The sequence below is a fragment of the Micromonospora sp. NPDC002389 genome (assembly GCF_040296095.1).
In the GTDB taxonomy this organism is placed as follows: Bacteria; Actinomycetota; Actinomycetes; order Mycobacteriales; family Micromonosporaceae; genus Micromonospora.
Genome location: NZ_JBEOWP010000004.1, coordinates 86,348 through 104,199, shown reverse-complemented (window position 1 = coordinate 104,199; position 17,852 = coordinate 86,348). Strand labels below are relative to the sequence as shown.

Annotated in this window: 19 protein-coding genes; 9 read left to right on the top strand and 10 right to left on the bottom strand. The window is 72.0% G+C overall.

Annotated features, from left to right (window positions below):
• Positions 1-243: 243 nt before the first annotated feature.
• Complete coding sequence (locus ABT008_RS09375; protein ID WP_350695580.1) at positions 244-1,092, bottom strand: helix-turn-helix transcriptional regulator; 849 nt, start codon at positions 1,090-1,092, stop codon at positions 244-246.
• 103 nt (positions 1,093-1,195) lie between these two features.
• Between ABT008_RS09375 and ABT008_RS09370 the strand changes: the two genes are divergently transcribed.
• The 3 genes from ABT008_RS09370 to ABT008_RS09360 all read left to right on the top strand — a co-directional run bounded on the left by ABT008_RS09370 (position 1,196) and on the right by ABT008_RS09360 (position 3,205).
• The gene (locus ABT008_RS09370) at positions 1,196-1,933 is read left to right on the top strand and encodes an NADPH-dependent FMN reductase (protein ID WP_350695080.1); all 738 of its coding nucleotides are present in this window, start codon (positions 1,196-1,198) and stop codon (positions 1,931-1,933) included.
• Between the two features lie 12 nt (positions 1,934-1,945).
• On the top strand, positions 1,946-2,251 hold the full coding sequence (locus tag ABT008_RS09365) for a hypothetical protein (protein ID WP_350695079.1): 306 nt from the start codon (positions 1,946-1,948) through the stop codon (positions 2,249-2,251).
• A 204-nt stretch (positions 2,252-2,455) separates the two neighbouring features.
• Positions 2,456-3,205 (top strand): YebC/PmpR family DNA-binding transcriptional regulator, encoded by a 750-nt coding sequence (locus tag ABT008_RS09360; protein WP_131053942.1) that lies wholly within the window; start codon positions 2,456-2,458, stop codon positions 3,203-3,205.
• A 114-nt stretch (positions 3,206-3,319) separates the two neighbouring features.
• Here ABT008_RS09360 and ABT008_RS09355 read toward each other — a convergent pair whose 3' ends face one another.
• A complete protein-coding gene (locus tag ABT008_RS09355; protein ID WP_350695078.1) occupies positions 3,320-4,216 on the bottom strand; it encodes a nuclear transport factor 2 family protein in 897 nt (298 codons plus the stop codon).
• Between the two features lie 88 nt (positions 4,217-4,304).
• Between ABT008_RS09355 and ABT008_RS09350 the strand changes: the two genes are divergently transcribed.
• The 3 genes from ABT008_RS09350 (at position 4,305) to ABT008_RS09340 (ending at position 6,488) form a co-directional block, all read left to right on the top strand.
• Positions 4,305-4,496 carry a hypothetical protein gene (locus ABT008_RS09350; protein ID WP_350695623.1) on the top strand — a complete coding sequence of 64 codons (192 nt, stop codon included), beginning with the start codon at positions 4,305-4,307 and terminating at the stop codon, positions 4,494-4,496.
• A 19-nt stretch (positions 4,497-4,515) separates the two neighbouring features.
• Positions 4,516-5,253, top strand: a complete 738-nt coding sequence (locus ABT008_RS09345) for a ribonuclease FAU-1 family protein (RefSeq protein ID WP_350695077.1) — start codon at positions 4,516-4,518, stop codon at positions 5,251-5,253.
• A 290-nt stretch (positions 5,254-5,543) separates the two neighbouring features.
• Positions 5,544-6,488 carry a GNAT family N-acetyltransferase gene (locus ABT008_RS09340; RefSeq protein WP_350695075.1) on the top strand — a complete coding sequence of 315 codons (945 nt, stop codon included), beginning with the start codon at positions 5,544-5,546 and terminating at the stop codon, positions 6,486-6,488.
• A 100-nt stretch (positions 6,489-6,588) separates the two neighbouring features.
• Here the strand turns inward: ABT008_RS09340 and ABT008_RS09335 are convergent, their stop codons facing one another.
• The 4 genes from ABT008_RS09335 to ABT008_RS09320 all read right to left on the bottom strand — a co-directional run bounded on the left by ABT008_RS09335 (position 6,589) and on the right by ABT008_RS09320 (position 10,594).
• Positions 6,589-7,650, bottom strand: a complete 1,062-nt coding sequence (locus ABT008_RS09335) for an ABC transporter permease (RefSeq protein WP_350695074.1) — start codon at positions 7,648-7,650, stop codon at positions 6,589-6,591.
• A complete protein-coding gene (locus tag ABT008_RS09330; RefSeq protein WP_350695072.1) occupies positions 7,647-8,540 on the bottom strand; it encodes an ABC transporter ATP-binding protein in 894 nt (297 codons plus the stop codon). Before ABT008_RS09330 ends, ABT008_RS09335 begins: the two co-directional genes overlap by 4 nt.
• Before the next feature lie 78 nt (positions 8,541-8,618).
• Positions 8,619-9,317 carry a response regulator gene (locus ABT008_RS09325; protein ID WP_350695070.1) on the bottom strand — a complete coding sequence of 233 codons (699 nt, stop codon included), beginning with the start codon at positions 9,315-9,317 and terminating at the stop codon, positions 8,619-8,621.
• A complete protein-coding gene (locus tag ABT008_RS09320) occupies positions 9,314-10,594 on the bottom strand; it encodes a sensor histidine kinase (protein WP_350695068.1) in 1,281 nt (426 codons plus the stop codon). The genes ABT008_RS09325 and ABT008_RS09320 overlap by 4 nt, the downstream gene beginning before the upstream one ends.
• A gap of 40 nt (positions 10,595-10,634) precedes the next feature.
• On the opposite strand from ABT008_RS09320, the gene ABT008_RS09315 reads away from it, so the two are divergent.
• Positions 10,635-11,222 carry a GNAT family N-acetyltransferase gene (locus ABT008_RS09315; protein ID WP_350695066.1) on the top strand — a complete coding sequence of 196 codons (588 nt, stop codon included), beginning with the start codon at positions 10,635-10,637 and terminating at the stop codon, positions 11,220-11,222.
• 28 nt (positions 11,223-11,250) lie between these two features.
• On the opposite strand, the gene ABT008_RS09310 is transcribed toward ABT008_RS09315, so the two are convergent.
• The 4 genes from ABT008_RS09310 to ABT008_RS09295 all read right to left on the bottom strand — a co-directional run bounded on the left by ABT008_RS09310 (position 11,251) and on the right by ABT008_RS09295 (position 15,243).
• Entirely contained in the window at positions 11,251-13,215 is a 1,965-nt protein-coding gene (locus ABT008_RS09310) for a M48 family metallopeptidase (RefSeq protein ID WP_350695064.1), read from the bottom strand.
• Positions 13,216-13,222: 7 nt separating this feature from the next.
• Positions 13,223-13,819 carry a LemA family protein gene (locus ABT008_RS09305; protein WP_176093276.1) on the bottom strand — a complete coding sequence of 199 codons (597 nt, stop codon included), beginning with the start codon at positions 13,817-13,819 and terminating at the stop codon, positions 13,223-13,225.
• Positions 13,820-13,957: 138 nt separating this feature from the next.
• On the bottom strand, positions 13,958-14,905 hold the full coding sequence (locus ABT008_RS09300) for a permease prefix domain 1-containing protein (RefSeq protein WP_350695063.1): 948 nt from the start codon (positions 14,903-14,905) through the stop codon (positions 13,958-13,960).
• Positions 14,902-15,243: a PadR family transcriptional regulator gene (locus ABT008_RS09295; RefSeq protein WP_117229241.1), complete on the bottom strand. Its 342-nt coding sequence runs from the start codon at positions 15,241-15,243 to the stop codon at positions 14,902-14,904. Before ABT008_RS09295 ends, ABT008_RS09300 begins: the two co-directional genes overlap by 4 nt.
• Positions 15,244-15,383: 140 nt before the next feature.
• On the opposite strand from ABT008_RS09295, the gene ABT008_RS09290 reads away from it, so the two are divergent.
• A complete protein-coding gene (locus tag ABT008_RS09290) occupies positions 15,384-16,001 on the top strand; it encodes an acyl-CoA-like ligand-binding transcription factor (RefSeq protein WP_350695062.1) in 618 nt (205 codons plus the stop codon).
• 77 nt (positions 16,002-16,078) lie between these two features.
• Entirely contained in the window at positions 16,079-17,656 is a 1,578-nt protein-coding gene (locus ABT008_RS09285; protein ID WP_350695061.1) for an MDR family MFS transporter, read from the top strand.
• Positions 17,657-17,852: the final 196 nt, after the last annotated feature.

Below are 17,852 nucleotides of genomic sequence, written 5' to 3'. Positions count from 1 at the left end.
CGCCAGTGTGTGGCACCCGGGCCAGCCGGAAGAAGCGCGCCCTGGGGCCGGAAGAATGGCTGTTCGGCGGATCCTCGGCAATTGCCGGATGTGCCGAGGGCTACCGTCGGGCGGTTTTAGGGGAATTGCGGTGCGGGCCGTCGACGCCCCCCGCAATTTCTGTCGGAAAGCCGCCAGGAAGCGGTGCTGCCCGCCGGCCCGCAAAGCGCCGAACCGGCCCGCGACGGGCGCAGGGCGTCGGACTCAGCCGGCCACCGAGCGCAGGGCGCCGGGACGTCGGCCCAGCAGGCGGTCCAGCGCCTCGGCGCAGGCGGCGTCGGCGGGCAGGTGGACCAGCAGCCGCTGTCCGTCGTCGGCGAGGTCGAGCGTCTCGTACGCCAGGCGCAGCGGCCCGACCTCCGGATGCCGCAACCAGCGCACGCCGCTGGCCCGCACCGCCACCGGACGACGCTCCCACCGGGAGGTGAAGGGCGTCCCCACCGTCACGGCGAGGCGTTCGGCGAACGCGTCGACCACCGGATCGCCCTGACGACGCCGGTGCAGCTCGGCCACCTGCTGGTCGGCCAGCTCCGCCCAGTCGGGCACATGGTCCCGGGCGCGTTCGTCGGCGAAGACGAACCACATCAGGTTGGGCCGGTCGCCGTCGAGCAGCCCGAGCGGCCGGGCCACCCGGTCGAACGGCTCGTTCCAGGCCAGCACGTCGCCGAGGTGGTTGAGCAGGCACGCGGGCCGGTCCCGCAGCGCGTCCAGCAGCGTCCGGACCTCGGGCCGGACGGTACGCGAGGCGGTCGGGTGACGCCCCTCGCACAACTGCTGGCTGTGCTCGACCGACGCGAGCCGCCGCAGGTGGCTCCGGTCATCCGGGCCCAGCCGGAGGGCGTTCGCCAGCGCGGCGAGGATCTCGGGCGACGGCCGAGCGTCGCGGCCCTGTTCGAGACGGGTCAGGTACTCCACGCTGACCTGCGCCAACGTGGCCAGTTCCGCCCGCCGCAGCCCCGGGGTACGCCGTCGCGGCCCGGCGGGCAACCCCACCTGCTCGGGTCGTACCGCCTCCCGTCGGCTGCGCAGGAACGCGCCCAGTTCGCCGTCCATCACGGTCCCAGTCTGCCGGTACCGACGGCCGTGAGGGTGTCCCCGTCAGGGCCACCATCCGGGCGGCCTCCCACCGTGGGCGCTCCGCCGGTGTGATCGGGCCATGGACAGTGCACAACGAGAAGAACGCTGCCGCATCGGCGTGGTGCTGGGCAGCAGCCGCCCCGGTCGACGGGGTGCGGCGGTGGCCGGCTGGGTGACCGAGGTGGCGGCCGGGCACCCGTCGGTCCGGTCCGGCGCGACGGTCGTCGACGTGATCGACCTCGCCGAGCAGCAGCTCCCGATGCTTGACGAACCGGTCCCGGCGTTGTTCGGCGACTACCGCAACGCGCACACCCGCCGCTGGTCGGCGCTGGTGGCCGGGTACGACGCGTTCGTCTTCGTCACCCCGGAGTACAACGCGTCGGTCCCGGCGGTGCTGAAGAACGCCGTCGACTACCTGTACGCGCAGTGGCAGGGCAGACCGGCCGGGGTGGTCAGCTACGGGCTGCGGGGCGGCGTCGAGGCCGGCGACCACCTGCGGCAGATCCTCGCCGAGGTCCGGACGGTGCCGGTCGCCACCCGGGTCGAGTTGTCGGTCCTCACCGACTTCGACTTCAGCGACGAGGACCGCGACGACCCGACGGCCCAGGGGCGGATCGCGCCCGACCCCGAACGGGCGGAGGCGCTCACCGCGATGCTCGCCGAGATCGTGGCGGCGGTCGCCGAGCGCCGCACCGAACCGGACCAGACGGGCGTGGCGGGCCAGGCGGACCAGGCGGGCCAGGCGGGCCAGGCGGACCAGACGGGCGTGGCAGGTCAGGTGGTCCCGGCGGTGGTCGGCGACGCGGCGGGTGGCTGAGCGGTGACGACGATGCTGATCAGGTACCTCGTCCGCCCGGACCGTCTCGACGAGCATCTGACGCTGCTCACCGCCGTCTACGACGAACTGGCCCGGTCGGCGCCGGAGGGCCTGCGGTACGTGACGCTGCGGCTCGACGACGGGTACACCTTCGTCGACGTGGTGTCGGGCCCGCACCTGCCGGATCCGCTGCCCTCGCTGCCGGCGTTCGGGCGGTTCCGGGCGGGGCTGGAGGAGCGCTGCGAGCAGCAGGAGATGTCCGAGGCCACCGTGCTGGGCACGTACCGGACGGGTGAGTGGCTTTTGTCTGATCTGTGAAGCTCGGGGGAGATCAGGCCGGAGGCCGACGTGCGGCGGGTGACGACCACCCGCCGCACGTCGGTAGGATTGTCGAGATTCGGCAGGGCCTTCTGGCCGCCACGGCTTCCACCAGAGCTGACCGGCACCACCGCGTGCGCGGGTGCGGAGCGGGGCGTGCGCGGTGCGGTCGATGCAGACGGCGGGTAGCAACGGAGGTAACAGATGTCCGGCCACTCAAAGTGGGCGACGACCAAGCACAAGAAGGCGGTCATCGACGCCAAGCGCGGCAAGATGTTCGCCAAGCTGATCAAGAACGTCGAGGTCGCGGCGCGGACCGGTGGCGGTGACCCGGCCGGCAACCCGACCCTCTTCGACGCGATCCAGAAGGCCAAGAAGAGCTCTGTCCCGAACGACAACATCGACCGCGCGGTCAAGCGCGGCTCCGGCCTGGAGGCCGGCGGTGCCGACTACCAGACGATCATGTATGAGGGGTACGGCCCGAACGGCGTCGCGCTGCTCATCGAGTGCCTGACCGACAACCGCAACCGCGCCGCCACCGAGGTACGCACCGCGCTGACCCGCAACGGCGGCTCGTTCGCCGACGCCGGCTCGGTGTCGTACATGTTCTCCCGCAAGGGCGTGGTGATCGTGCCGAAGGCGGGCACCACCGAGGACGACGTGATGCTGGCGGTCCTCGATGCGGGCGCCGAGGAGGTCAACGACCTGGGCGAGGCGTTCGAGGTGGTCTCCGAGCCGGGTGACCTGATCGCCGTACGGACCGCGCTCCAGGACGCCGGCATCGAGTACGAGTCGGCCGAGTCCTCGCTCATCCCCAGCGTCACCGTGCCGCTGGACGAGGAGGGCGCGCGCAAGATCTTCAAGCTGATCGACGTGCTGGAGGACAGCGACGACGTGCAGAACGTCTTCGCGAACTTCGACGTCTCGGACGAGGTGATGGAGGCGGTCGGCTGACCTGCCGCCCGACCGGCGCACACCGGAACGGCCCGTCCCCGATCAACGGGGACGGGCCGTCCGGTGTTCAGGCCGCCGGCCGCTGCGGGATCAGGGTCGGTAGCGATCCGAGATCTACGGGTGGCGGTCGGCGAACAGGCCGGTGGGTGGGGGGAAACGGCCCTCCTTGGCGTGCGAGTAGTCGCGGGACTCGGTGACCAGGCCGTCGGCGTCGAAACGGACCACCGTGCAGCCGGAGAGGGTGACCGGCTGGTCGTACGGGTAGGTGATCGCCCAGTACTCGACGGTCGCGGTGTCGCCGTCGACCCGGGGAGTGCCGAACCAGACCTCGGCCGGTCGGGTCTCCTCGCCGAAGCACTCCTCGACGTAGGCGCGCAGCCCGGATCGGCCCCGGCACGGGCGGAACATCGACGCCCAGTGGTCGCCCTGCTCGGCCTGCAACTCGACGATGCGTTCCCCGTCCTGGGCGGGCCAGCCCGTGGCCCAGGCGTCGGCCCACCGTTGGGCCGCGTCGCGTACGTCCATGATCGTGCTCCTCGGGTCGGTGGGTGCTGGACTTGTACCAGCCACGGGTGACATTCCGGCTGGTCGCGGTGGCTGCCGACGCAGTCCGGGCGGTCGCCGGGCCTGCGGCAATAGCCCGGTCTGCGGCAATCGCCGGGCCTGCGGTTGCTGCCCGGACCGCGTCGGCCGCCCGGGCTGCGGCTGCCGCCAGGACTGCGGGGTCGCCCAGGCCAGGAAGCGGTCGAACAGCTCGGCCGGTGTCGGCTGCGCGTCCTCGGTGAGCCGCAGCAGGTCGCCGGTGGCGTCGAACAACTGGCCGGCGAGATAGACGGAGAGACCCACCCGGTCCAGGTCGTACTCGACCCGCAGCAGCATCCGGGCCGCCGGACACGGCCAGTCCCGTGAGCAGGCTCGACACGTCCAGCGCGGCCGGTCGGGCAGGTGCTGGTACACCGGATGCAGCCGACCCAGCGGCTCACGATCGGGCGAAGTGCTCGGCGCGGTCACCCCCTCATCGTGCACCTGATGGCTACGACCGTCAACAGCGATCAGTGTTAACGATCGAGAGTCGATCGGGGATGCCTACCGTCAACATGTGGGCGAGTTCGTGGGTATCGCGGAGATCCGAGGGATGCTTGGCGGCGTCAGTCGCGCCCGCGCGTCGGTGATCGCGTCCCGACGCGACTTCCCGGCGCCCTACCAGGTGCTGATCATGGGCCAGATCTGGCGGAAGTCGGACGTGGAGGCGTGGATCAGGGAGCATCGGCCGGAGCTGGCGGGGGACTGACCGGCGCCCTGGGGGAGCGGTGACGGAGACGGGACGCTTCAGCCCCGGAGACGTGGTCGTCCGCCGGGAGATCATGCTCGGCGAGGTGCCGCGAACGGTGTCACGGCGCGCTCGATCCAGGATCGAGTGGTCTCAGGGCGCGGGGGAAGGCACTCGATCCCGGATCGAGCGTGATCAAGAGCGTGATCAAGGGCTGGTCCGCGAGGTCTGGTTCGCCGTGCCGACGATCTGCGTCGAGGACTCCGCCGACCTGCTGGCGCTCTATCTGCCGACGGGGGCCGAGTTCGGCTTCCCCGACGACGGCATCTTCCCGTGCGGGCGGCACCCGTGGCAGACGGCCGGGCACACCGCGTGGCGCGGGCACGGCAAACTGATGCTCCAGCGCCCCGGTGAGGCCCACTCGGTCGACGTGTTCTGGTCCGGTCCGCAGCGCGCCTTCGCCGGGTGGTACTTCAACCTCCAGGACCCGTTCCGGCGTACCCCGATCGGGGTCGACACCCTCGACCACGAGCTGGACCTGTGGTGGGCGGCGGACACCGACCGGTACGTCTTCAAGGATGTGGAGATCTTCGCCCAGCGGCTGGTGGAGGGGCGCTACCCGGGCATGGGGGAGGCGATCCGCGCCGAAGGCGACCGGATCGCCGCCCTGCTCGACGCCGGTGAGCGCTGGTGGGACGAGTCCTGGGCGACCTGGCGGCCCGACCCGGCCTGGCCGACCCCGCGCCTGCCCGCCGGCTGGTCCGCCGTCCCCTGCTGACCGTCGGCGGCCGACCCGACGACGACGGTGACCGACCCGACGACGACGGTGCCCGACGGACCACGGTGACCGTCGGACCAGTGACCGTCGGACCTCGGTGACCGACGCGCTGATCTCGGCGGCCAACCGACGGAACTCGGGCGGTCCGACGCGCTGACCTCGGGCGGTCCGACGCGCTGACCTCGGGCGGTCCGACGCGCTGACCTCGGGCGGTCCGACGCGCTGACCTGCGCCCCGACTCGGCACCGAATTGCCTCGACAGCCGGCCGGGGCCCTGCGAGGGTGCCCGGATGACAGATCTCGGCCCGCACGAGTTGCGGTTGATGCAGGGCCTGGCCCAGCAGGTGATGGCCCTGCGGCCGGAGCTGGTCAACGGCGAGGCGACCGTCGGAGAGCTGGCCTGGGGCTGGGCCAAGGACCACGACGCCCTGCACCGGCACTGGCGGCACCGGTTGTGGTTCGTCGACGACCGCCTGGCCGCGTGGGGGTGGGCGTATCTGCCGCACCGGATCGCGCGCAGCGACGGGACGTTCCGTGAGGTCACCAGGGCCAACCTGATCTGGCAGGCGCATCCGGACCGACCGGAGCTGCTGCCCGAGGTCCTCGGCTGGTACGACGAGGTGGCCGGCGACGTCGACCGCGCGTTGACCGTGCAGGTCGGGGACGCGGCGTCGCGTGCCGCGGTGGCCGCCCACGGGTACGCGTTCGACGCCGAGACCGGCTCGGACAGCGGATCCTGGATCCAGTTCAACGCGCGGGAGCTGGTCGACGTGCCGGAGCCGGTGCTGCCCGAGGGGTTCCGGCTGCGTACCGCCGAGGGTCTTTCGGTGGCAACCCTGGCGCGGGCGCACCGGGACGCGTGGCACCGGTCGAGTTTCACCGACACCGCCTGCGCGCGGGTGCAGCGGACCTGGCCCTACCGTGCCGATCTGCACGTGCTGGTCGAGGCGGCGGACGGCACGCTCGCCGCGACCGCGATCGTCTGGTGGGACGAGGCGACGCGGACCGCCGAGTTCGAGCCGGTGGGCACCCACCGGGACTTCCGGCGGCGAGGGTTGGGCACCGCGTTGCAGCTCTACGGGATGCAGCGCGCCCGCGCGGTCGGGGCACGCCGGGCGCTGGTGGCCTGCCTCGGCGCGCCGGCCCACCCGGCGGCCCGGAACATGTACCTCGGCGTCGGCTTCCGGGAGTTCACCCGCGACCTGCCGCAACTCAAGGTTGCGCGCAGGCACTGACGGCGCGACCTGCCGCACCTCAAGGTCGCCCGTGGCCGCCGACGGCGACGCGCCGGCGACCCCGTGCGGGGACGCCGGCGCGTGGGCGCGGGGCGGAGGGTCAGCCGATCGTCTCGCGCTCCCGCCAGGCGGTCCGCAGCGAGGTGCGGCCGTTGGTGCGCAGCAGCGAGCCCTCGTAGACGCGGGCTCCGGCCAGCAGGAACCCGGCCGCCGCCACCAGCAGCAGCGCCAGCGAGGCGAACAGCTCCCAGATCGCCGCGTCCCCGGTGAACAGCCGCAGCGGCATCGCGGTCGGCGACGAGAACGGCAGGTAGGACAGCACCGTCATCGCCGTCGGGTTGTCGTTGAGGAAGACCACCCCGAAGAACGGCAGCATCACCGCGAGCTGCACCGGCGTGGACACCCCGCCGATGTCCTCCAGCCGGTTGACCAGCGCGCCGGCCGCCGCCCACATGGCCGCGATCAGCACGAAGCCGAGCAGGAAGAACGGGATGAACCAGGCGATCGCCGGGCCGAGCAGGGAGAGCATCTCGGTGTTGCCGCCGAACGCCATCCCGGCCACCGCGACCGCCGCGACCAGGGCTATCTGCCCGAGCGCGAGGATGGTGCCGGCGAGCATCTTGCCGGCCAGCAACGCCTTGACCGGTACCGCGGCGACGAGGATCTCCACGATCCGGGTCTGCTTCTCCTCGATGATGCTCTGCGCGATCTGCACGCCGAACGTCTGCGAGGTGACGAAGAAGATGAACGCGAAGGCGAACGGCACCAGGAAGGCCAGCACCGGATCGATCGCGTCCGGGTTCAGCAGCTCGACCGGAGGCCGGGTGCTCAACGCGTTGACCACCTCGTTGGGGGCGTCGTTCATGGCCAGCACGGTCGGGCCGGCGACGACTGCGGCGTCCACGTCACCGTCGCGTACCGCCTGCTCGGCGGCGGCGTCGTCGGGAACGACGCGTACCTCCAGACCGGCCGCGCGCAGCGGAGCCGCCGCCGCCTCGGTCGCCGCGACGGTGGACGGCCCGCCGGACAGCAGCGGTGGCAGGATGGTCGCCGCCGCGGCGATCAGCAGGAAGACGACCGTGCTGATCAGGAAGGTGCGGTCGCGCAGCTTGACCCGGATCTCGCGGGCGGCGACCAGTCGGGTGGCCTGCATCGTGTTCACTGGGCGACCTCTCGGAAGATCTCGGCGAGGGTGGGCGTGACCGGGCGGAACGCGCGGACCGCGCCGCGCTCCAACGCGGCGCGCAACACGACCTGTTCGTCCGCGCCGGGCGTCAGGTCGACGACGGCGCGGGCGCCGTCCAGGTCGACCAGGGTCACGCCGGGCTGGTCCCGCAGCCAGCCGGCGTCGGTCTCCACGACCAGCTCGTAGCGGGGCGTGGTGTACGCGGCCCGCAGCTCGTCACGGCTGCCGGCGGCCCGGATCGACCCGTCGGCGATGATCACCAGGTCGTCGCAGAGCCGCTCGACGACGTCCAACTGGTGGCTGGAGAAGAGCACCGGGGAACCGGCGGCGGCCCGCTCGCGCAGCACGGCCACGACGGTGTCCACGGCCATCGGGTCCAACCCGGAGAACGGCTCGTCGAGCACCAGCACCTCGGGGTCGTGCACCAGGGCGGCGGCGATCTGGGCGCGCTGCTGGTTGCCCAGCGACAGCGTCTCCAGCAGGTCGTCGCCGCGCTCGCCGAGGCCGACCCGCTCCAGCAGGTCGTCGGTGGCGCGCCGGGCGCCCTCGGCGGTCAGCCCGTGCAACCGGCCCAGATAGACCACCTGCTCGCGGACGCTCATCTTGGGATAGAGACCGCGCTCCTCGGGCATGTAGCCGAACCGCCCCCGGATCTCCCGGCTCAGCGGCGCGTCCCGCCACGTCACCCGACCCGAGTCGGCGGCGAGGACACCGAGGATGATCCGCATGGTGGTGGTCTTGCCGGCGCCGTTGCCGCCGACGAAGCCGGTCATCCGCCCGGCGACGACATCGAAGGACACATTGTTGAGTACCTGACGGTCGCCGAAGCTGCGGTCGACGCCGTCGAGGCGGAGTACCGTGGTCACGCTCTCCACGCTAGGAGCGTGATCATCGATTGCCCTCCGTCCGTCGACGGAAATCCAGGCTCCTCCTCCGGGTGGAGGTCATCCCCCCGGCCGGACCACCCCCTGCTCGTACGCGAAGACCACCGCCTGCACCCGGTCGCGCAGGCCCAACTTGGCCAGCACCCGGCTGACATGCGACTTCACGGTCGCCTCGCCCAGATGCAGGGCGGTGGCGATCTCGGCGTTGCTGGCACCGCCGGCCACCAGGACCAGCACCTCCCGCTCCCGGGGGGTCAGGTCGCGCAACGCCTCCTCCGGGGTGGGACCGCCGACGGTCCCGGCCGGGCCGCCCGGCCGGGCGAACGTGGCGATCACCCGGCGGGTGAGTTCCGGGGCGAGCAGACCGTCTCCCCGGGCCACCACCCGGATGGCGTCGACCAGCGACTCCGGCGTGCCGTTCTTGAGCAGGAACCCGCTCGCCCCGGCGCGCAACGCGGCGAACAGGTAGTCGTCCCGGTCGAACGTGGTGAGCATGAGCACGGCGGGGCCGCCCGGCTCGTCCGTCTCGGTGCTGATCCGGCGGGTGGCCTCCAACCCGTCCACGCCGGGCATCTCCACGTCCATCAGCACCACGTCCGGGCGCAGCGCCCGGGCCATGGCGACCGCCCGTTCCCCGTCGGCGGCCTCGCCGACCACCTCGATGTCGTCCTCGATCTCCAGGATCACCCGGAAGCCGGTCCGCACCAGGTGATGATCGTCGGCGAGCAGCACCCGGACCGGCGGCGTCGCCCCGGTCACGTCGTGCTCCCGGCCGCCAGCGGCAGCGGGAATCGGACCCGCACCCGCCACCCACCACCGGTACGCGCGCCCACTTCCAACTCGCCGTCGTGGGTGGCGACCCGCTCCCGCATCCCGACCAGTCCCAGCCCGTCGTCGTTCGCCGGGCGGGTGGCCCGGCCGTCGTCGGTCACCTCGACCTCCATCTCCTGAGCCAGATAGCGGACCCGGACGTCGAGCAGGGTCGCCCCGCTCGCGTGCTTCAACACGTTCGTCACCGCCTCCTGCACCACCCGGTACGCGGCCTGGGACACCGACTCGGGCAGCGGCGTCGGCTCGCCGTACACGCCCAGCGTGGCGTGCAGCCCGGCCTCCCGCGCCCGGTCCACCACGGCGGCGATCTGGTCGACCCCGGCGGGCTGCCCGGTGCCCTCCGGGCCGTTGTCGCGAGCGCGCAGCACCCCGAGCATCCGGCGCAGCTCGTCCACCGCCGTCCGGGCCGACTCCTCGATCGAGGCGAGTGCGGTCCGCGCCTTGGCCGGGTCCTTGTCGAAGACCCGGCGGCAGGCCGCCGCCTGCACACCCATCACCGACACGTGGTGGGCGACCACGTCGTGCAGCTCCCGGGCGATCCGGACCCGCTCGCCGACCACCGCGTGCTCCCGGGCCTCGGCCTGCGACCGCCGCAGCCGCTCGGCCTGCTCGGCCAACTCGTGCTGCCGCCGGGCGGCGATCCAGGCGGTCTCCCCGAAGAAGTACGCGAACCCGAAGAACAACACGTTGATCAGCAGACCGGTGACGATCGCCGCGAGCACCGGCGGTACCGGCCCGAGCGCGTTCTCGAAGGAGTCCGGGGTGATCTCGTCGAGGCTGATCGCGTACGCGATGGCGAGCCAGCCGAACATGGCGGCGATGATGCCGATCCGCAGCCGCCGGGACAGCCGGTGGTCCGGCCCCCAGGCGCCGAGCGTGAAGATGGCGGCGAACAGCGCCCACTGGGAAAGCTGCCACTCGGGGACGGCCCGGACCTGGGCACCGATGAAGGCGGCCGACACGACCAGCGCGGTGACGACCGGGTACCGGCGTCGCCAGATCAGCGGCAGCGGCACCGCGACGGTCCAGAGGATCTGTTCGAGCCAGGACGGCGGCGGCCCGAGCAGGAACGTACCGGTGCTGCGGGCCAGCGTGAGGCTGAACAGGGCGATGACCGTCGCGGCCAGCCCGGCGTAGAGGTCCAGGCGCTGCTGCTCGGGCGTGGGGCCCGGCCGCCGCCAGTCGTCGCTGCTCTCGGAGGTCACCTGCTGAGAATGCCATCCCGCCACCGGGTAGCCTGCCCCGGTGTTCACGCCTGACCTGCCGATCGAGACCGAGCGACTGCACCTGCGGGCCTTCCAGCCCGCCGACGTGACCGAGCTGCACGCCTACTTCGGCGACCCGGCCGTCCACCGCTACCTCTACAGCGAGGCACCCGCCGACCTCGACGGCACCCGCGAGGTGCTGGCGCGGCGGCAGCAGCGGACCGCGCTGCGGGCACAGGGCGACTCGATCCAGTTGGCGGTGGTGCTGCGGGAGACCGGGCAGCTCGTCGGCGAGGTGTTGCTGATCTGGACCAGCGAGGAACACCGGCAGGGCGAGATCGGCTACCTGCTGAATCCGGGCCACCGGGGACGCGGTTACGCCACCGAGGCGGCCCGGACCATGCTGGCGCTGGCCTTCGACCGGTGCGACCTGCACCGGGTGGTCGGTCGACTGGACGCCCGCAACACCGCCTCCGCGCAGGTCCTGACCCGGCTGGGCATGCGGCGTGAGGCCCACCTGCGGGAGAACGAGTACGTCAAGGGGGAGTGGGCCGACGAGGTGGTCTACGCGATGCTGGCCCGCGAGTGGCGGGACCGGCGTCCGGCCACCGCGCCGGCCGCGCCCTGACGGGCCCGACCGGCGGACAGCGCGGCGGTCAGCCGATGCCGTCGCCGGCCATCGGCGGCAGCGGGCAGTGCAGCAGGCCGCAGATGGTGCGCAGCAGCTCGATCTCCGGCACGGTCATCATCCCGTCGTGGCTGATCACCGCCACCACGGCCGCGACCAGCCGTTCCTTGTCGCCCGGACGTAGCCCGTCCAGCACCGGCCAGGCGGTCTCCAGCGCCAGGACGCCGTTCTCCGGCGGCGCGTACGGCAGCGAGGTGTCGGGCAGCAGCGTGGCGACACCGGCCTGGAACGCCCGCTCGGCGGCGGCCCGGTCGCCGTGCCCGACCTGGGCCAGGATGGCGAGCAGGTAGGCCGCCGCGGATCGGGCGTCGGTGAGCGTACGACGGTCGGTGCGCCAGCGGGAGTCCGGCTTGAGCGACTCCTGGATCTCGGCCAGGAGCAGTCGGGACAGGCAGTACTCGGACACGTTGATCGCGCCGTCGGCGTGGATCAGCGTGAAGACGGCCGCCATCAGCGATTCGAGTTCGGCGTCCGTGCGGGCACGCAGGGCTGGGAACGCCAGCTCGGCCAGGGGCAGCCGGAGCATCGGGTGCAGCCCGGCCAGCTCACCGGCCTCCCGGAGGGCGGCGTCGGCCAGCGCCGGACCGTGTTTCCGGGCGATGGCGTCGTGCTGGTGCTGCCGGACCTCCGGCTCGGCCGCGAGCAGCAGCCCGAGCACCAGTGGCGCGGCCGAGTCCCGGTTGCGGGCCCGGTCCAGCAGGTGCTCCGGGATGCGGTCGAGGATCGCGGCGGCGTGCGTGTACGCCGTCTCGGTGGGCGCGGCCACCCGGCCCAGCATCTCGGCCGGCGCCACGCGTACCCGGGTGCCCTCCACCGGCAGCGACGCCGCGCCCGGGCTGGCGGAGTCACGTCGGCCCGGCGCGCCGCCCTGGCCGCTCGGTGCCAGGCCGAGGGCGATGTCCTCCTGCCGGCCCGACGGCGGCGCGGCGGCCCAGCGCTGGGCGAGCTGCCGCAGCTCGTTCGGGTCGAACGAGGGCTCCAACGCCTGGATCCGCTTGGCCAGCGGTGGGTGGGTGGCGAGCCAGGACGCCCGGCCCGCCGCGCCGAAGAGCATGTGCCCGACCTCGTCGCGCTTGGGCGTGCGCAGTTCGGAGCCGTCGGAGAGGCCACCGATCTTCTTGAGCGCCCCGGCGATGCCGCTGGTCTGCCGGGTGAACTGCACGGCCGAGGCGTCGGCGAGGTACTCCCGCTGCCGGGACACCGACGCCTGGATGAGCCGACCGGCGAGCACCCCGATGTAGCCGGCCACCAGCAACGCCAGCCCGACCAGCATGAATGGCAGGGCGCCGCCGTTGTTGCTGTTGCGGCTCCGCCCGCCGAGGGCGCCGGCACGGGCCAGCCCCCGACCGACCACGGTCAGGAACAGGATGCCGAACAGCAGGCCCATCAGCCGGATGTTGAGCCGCATGTCGCCGTTGACCACGTGGCTGAACTCGTGGGCGATGACCCCTTGGAGCTCGTCGCGGTTGAGTCGTTGCAGCGCGCCCCGGGTGACCGCGACGGCCGCGTCGGACGGGCTCCACCCCGCCGCGAAGGCGTTGATCGCCGTCTCCTCCGGCAGGATGAAGACCTCGGGCACGGGTACGCCGGAGGCCAGCGCCATCTCCTCGACGACGTTGCGCAGCCGCCGCAGCTCCGGGTCGGTGGTGTCCGCCGGCACCGGCACTCCGCCCAGCTCGCGGGCCACCTTCCCGCCACCGCCGCGCAGCGTGAGCGTCCGCAGCGTCGCGGCCAGCCCGATCGCGGCGACGGTGGCCAGGGTGACCATCACGACCAGCCCGGCGAGCTGGGGCGGGTTGCTGGTGCCGACGTTGAAGGCGAACACCACCGCGAGGTTCACCACCACCACGATGCCGACCACGGCCAGGACGAAGAGCAGGACCAGGCGGGTCGAGAGCCGGCGGACCTGGCGCTGTCGTTCGAAGAAGTTCATCGGTGCCTCAGAACGACACCTGCGGGGCGTTCCGCTGCGTCGGGTCGTCCGGCTGGAACAGCGCCGCCGGACCGAACGAGAACATCCCGGCCAGCATGCTCGCGGGGAACACCTCGCGCTTGTTGTTGTAGGCCATCACCGAGTCGTTGTACGCCTGCCGGGCGAAGGCGACCCGGTTCTCCGTGGAGGTCAGCTCCTCGGAGAGCTGCATCATGTTCTGGTTGGCCTTGAGGTCCGGGTACGCCTCGGAGAGCGCGAACAGCCGGCCCAGGGTGGCGCTCAGCGCGTTCTCCGCGCCGCTGAGCTGCTGCATCGCTGCCGGGTCGCCGGGCGCGGCCGACGCTGCGGTCTGCGCGTTGACGGCGTTGTTACGCGCCGAGATGACCGCCTCCAGCGTCTCCCGCTCGTGCTTGAGGTATCCCTTGGCGGTCTCCACCAGGTTGGGGATCAGATCGTGCCGGCGGACGAGCTGCACGTCGATCTGGGCGAAGGCGTTGCGGTACGCGTTGCGGGCCCGGACCAGCCCGTTGTAGATCGACACGCCGAAGCCGAGCACCGCTACGACGATCACCACCAGACACAGCAATCCGATGATCAGTTCCATGGCCGCTCCCTCGGTTGCACGTCGGTTCCAGCGCTCATGATCGTACGGGCGACGGTCCAGAGCTGCCCGTTCTCCCCTGAGGTGTACGCCCGGTGAGGGCGGGAGCGCCATGCGTCCCGCCCTCACCCGACTGTCGGATCAGCGTCCGGCCCGGTACGCCTTGACCGCGCTGTCGACGATGTCCCAGAGGGCGATGGCGGCGATCACCACGATGCTGATCCGGCTGGCCGTGGCGAGGCCGCCGTCGCTCAGCCAGGTGAAGCGGTCCACGAACTCCGGGTTGAGCAGCCGCTCCTCCTGCAGCAGCCAGATCGCCGGCCCCGCGAAGCCCAGGTTGAGCACGACGTTGACGCCGACCAGCGGCCAGGTCCACCGGCGGGCCCGGTACTTGGCGAACTCCAGACCGATGCTGGCGACCAGGACCACGAGGAACACCGGCAGCCAGAACGTCCAGAGCGCCGGGTCGAGGATCGGCAGCCGGTCGCCGTCGTCACCGATCACCCGCTGGAACTGCTGCCAGGGCAGGAAGGCGATGGTGAGGCCGAGGAACACGATCGAGGCCACCGTGTCGGTGAGGGTGACGTCCCGCTCGACGGGCTCCTCGGGCAGTTGGTCGACGGTCCACTCCGGCAGGTGCAGCGGGGTGCCGAGGCGTTCCATCACCGCGAAGGTCAGCGTCACCCAGAAGCCGATGTGCACCGCGACGTTGAACGCCGCGCCGATGCCCTCGCCGACGGCGCCGGCCGGGTTCTCGGCGGTGGTGGCCTCCAGCACGCCCATCAGCACGCCGACGACGGCGGGCACGGTGCTCAACAGCACGACCATCAGGCGTTGCCAGGCCGGGTAGTACTCCGGGCCGATGAGCTGGAGTCTCCGGTCGCTGTAGCGGGCCGCCAACTGCGCCGGGTTGCCCAGCTCGGTGAGCACCTCGCGCTCGGCGGTGGTGGCGTCGAGCCCGGCGGCGGTCCGGCCGTCGACCATGTCGGCGATCGACGCGCGCAGCTCGTCGGCGATCTCCGCACGCCGCCCGGTCGGCACGGAACGCAGCGTCGCGGCGAGATACCGGTCGGTCAGGGAGGTCGTCATCTCGGGGCTCCTTCGATCAGGTCGGTGAGGGAGGTCTGCACGGCGGAGAGGTCGTCGAGCAGTCGGCGCAGCACCTGCTCGCCGGACTCGCTGGTGCGATAGAACTTCCGTGGCCGGCTCTCCTCGGTGTTCCACTCGCTGCTCAGGAGCCCCTGCTCCTCAAGCCGTCGCAGCAGGGGATAGAGCGTGTTGGCGTCCACCGGGAAACCGTGCCCGGTGAGCCGTTGCAGGAGCGCGTAGCCGTAGTCGGGTCGGCGCAGCGCGACCAGGCTGGCCACCACCACCGTTCCCCGGCGTAGCTCCTGGAGGTGTGTCCGCAGGACGTCGTCGCTGACCATGCGTCACACGATAGTGTGCGTCACACACCATTGTCCAGCGCGCAATAGTGTCTGCCGCACGACATGGTGTCAGAGCGAGGCGTTTCACGTCACAGAATAAAACTTTGCAGAGGCTGCACTTTTGGTCCTAGAGTTCTGCCGTGACCTCGGAACACTCCACGCCGCTGGGTCGGCGCGACCGCAAGAAGCGGCAGACCCGCGCCGCCCTCGCCACCGCCGCGCTGCGCCTGGTCGCCGAACGCGGACTCGACCAGGTCACCGTCGAGGAGATCAGCGAGGCGGCCGACGTCTCCTCGCGCACCTTCTTCAACTACTTCCCGACCAAGGACGACGCCCTGATCGGCGACACCGAGGCCGACCGGGAGGTGGTGCTGGGCGCGCTCGCCGCCGTCCCCGCGCACCTGCCGACGCTGGAGGCGCTCCGGCGCGCCTTCGCCGAGGTCGTCGACGAGGTGCAGGGCAACGCCGAACTGTCGCTGCTGCGGATGCGGGTGGTCAGCCAGCACCCGGTGCTGCTGGCCCGCCTGATCTCCGGCAACGCGGTCACCGAACGGGCGCTGGTCGAGGCGGTCGCCGCCCGGACCGGGTGCCCGGCCACCGACGCGTACCCGGCGCTCGTCGTCGCGGTCGCCGGGGCCGCACTGCGTACCGCGATGATCCGCTGGGCGACCTGCGACGGCGCCGGCTCCCTCGCCGTGCTGCTCGACGAGGCGTTCGCCGCCGTCGCGGCGGGACTGCCCGACCCGCGTACCGGCTGACCGCCGCCGCACACCGACCTGCCACCACCCCTGGGTGCGACCGCGCCCCGGGCAGAACCACGCGTGAGGAAGCGTCCATGACCGCAACAACCGAGCCGATCGGCGCCCCCGAGGCGGGCAGCGGCACGATGTCCCGCCGGGAGGTCCTCCAGGCCCTCTCCGGGCTGATGGTCGGCATGTTCGTGGCGATTCTCGCCTCGACGGTGGTGGCGAACGCGCTGCCCCGCATCATCGCCGACCTGCAGGGCAGCCAGACCGTCTACACCTGGATCGTGACCAGCGAGCTGCTGGCGATGACCGCCACCGTGCCGCTCTGGGGCAAGATGGCCGACCTCTACAGCAAGAAGCTGCTCATCCAGCTCTCCCTCGGCCTGTTCGTGGTCGGCTCGCTGATCGCCGGCCTCTCCCGCACCGTCGAGGTGCTGCTGTTCAGCCGGGTGGTGCAGGGCATCGGTGCAGGCGGCATGACCGCGCTGGCGATGATCGTGATGGCGGCCATGATCCCGCCGCGCGAACTGGGTCGCTACGCCGGCATCTTCGGCGCCGTCTTCGGCGTCGGCACCATCGCCGGCCCGCTGATCGGCGGCGTCCTGGTCGACACCTCCTGGCTGGGCTGGCGCTGGTGCTTCCTGATCGGCGTGCCGTTCAGCATCGTCTCCATCGTGCTGCTCCAGCGCACCCTGCACCTGCCGGTCACCCGACGGCGGGTACGCATCGACTGGGCCGGCGCGGCCCTGATCACCGCCGGGGTGTCCACGCTGCTGATCTGGTCCTCGCTGGCCGGGCACAAGTTCGCCTGGGCCTCCGGCTGGACCGCGCTTATGGTCGTCGGCGGCCTGGCGCTGCTCGGCGCGGCGATCTGGGTCGAGGCCCGGGTCCCCGAGCCGATCATCCCCCTGAAGATCTTCCGCAGCCGGACCGTCGCGCTGACCACCATCGCGAGCATGCTGGTCGGCGTCGCCCTCTTCGGCGGCACCGTCTTCCTGTCCCAGTACTTCCAGACCTCGCTGGGCAAGTCACCGACCATCGCCGGCCTGATGAGCCTGCCGATGATCCTCGGCCTGCTGGTCTCCTCCACGGTCGCCGGGCAGCTCATCACCAAGTACGGCCGGTGGAAGGCGTACCTGGTGGCCGGCGCCGCCGTGATGGTCGTCGGCATGCTCCTGCTCTCCACCATCGGCACCGAGACCCCGCTGCCGCTGCTCTTCACCTACATGGCGATCCTCGGCACCGGCGTCGGCATGCTCATGCAGAACCTGGTGCTGGCGGCGCAGAACGACGTACCCGCCCACGAGCTGGGTGCGGCCACCTCCGTGCTGACCTTCTTCCGCAGCATGGGCGGTGCGATCGGGGTGAGCGCCCTCGGCGCGGTCCTGGCCAACCGGGTCACCGGCCTGATGACCGCACAGCTCGGCCCGGCTGCAGGCGCCGCAGACGGCGGCACCACCGAGGTACCCGACCTGTCCGCGCTGCCCGAGCCGGTGCTGGTGATCGTGCGCGACGCGTACGCCACCGCCACCTCCGAGCTGTTCCTCATCGGCGCGCCGATCGCGTTCCTCGCCCTGGTCGCGGTGCTCTTCATCCGCGAGAAGGCACTGCACACCGTCAGCGGCGACGAGCGGGCCCGCCAGGAGGCCGGCCTGCCGATGCACTGATCTCCACCGACCGCCGATCGCCCCGGGCACTGTCGCCCGGGGCGATCGGTCATCCTGCGGTCGGGCCGTTGGTGCAGTCGGGCCGTTTTGGTGTGGTTGGGCCGTTGGTGTGGTCGGGCCGCTTGTGTGGTCGGACCGTTGGTGCAGTCGGGCCGTTGGTGTGGTCGGGCCGTTGGTGTGGTCGGGCCGCTGGTGT

Coding starts and splice junctions, on each gene's coding strand:
- ABT008_RS09295 (WP_117229241.1), bottom strand. CDS start 15,243: ATGGTCAGCGACGACGTCCTGCGGACACACCTCCAGGAGCTACGCCGG.
- ABT008_RS09365 (WP_350695079.1), top strand. CDS start 1,946: ATGCTGATCAGGTACCTCGTCCGCCCGGACCGTCTCGACGAGCATCTG.
- ABT008_RS09305 (WP_176093276.1), bottom strand. CDS start 13,819: ATGGAACTGATCATCGGATTGCTGTGTCTGGTGGTGATCGTCGTAGCG.
- ABT008_RS09375 (WP_350695580.1), bottom strand. CDS start 1,092: ATGGACGGCGAACTGGGCGCGTTCCTGCGCAGCCGACGGGAGGCGGTA.
- ABT008_RS09360 (WP_131053942.1), top strand. CDS start 2,456: ATGTCCGGCCACTCAAAGTGGGCGACGACCAAGCACAAGAAGGCGGTC.
- ABT008_RS09300 (WP_350695063.1), bottom strand. CDS start 14,905: ATGACGACCTCCCTGACCGACCGGTATCTCGCCGCGACGCTGCGTTCC.
- ABT008_RS09340 (WP_350695075.1), top strand. CDS start 5,544: ATGACAGATCTCGGCCCGCACGAGTTGCGGTTGATGCAGGGCCTGGCC.
- ABT008_RS09310 (WP_350695064.1), bottom strand. CDS start 13,215: ATGAACTTCTTCGAACGACAGCGCCAGGTCCGCCGGCTCTCGACCCGC.
- ABT008_RS09370 (WP_350695080.1), top strand. CDS start 1,196: ATGGACAGTGCACAACGAGAAGAACGCTGCCGCATCGGCGTGGTGCTG.
- ABT008_RS09285 (WP_350695061.1), top strand. CDS start 16,079: ATGACCGCAACAACCGAGCCGATCGGCGCCCCCGAGGCGGGCAGCGGC.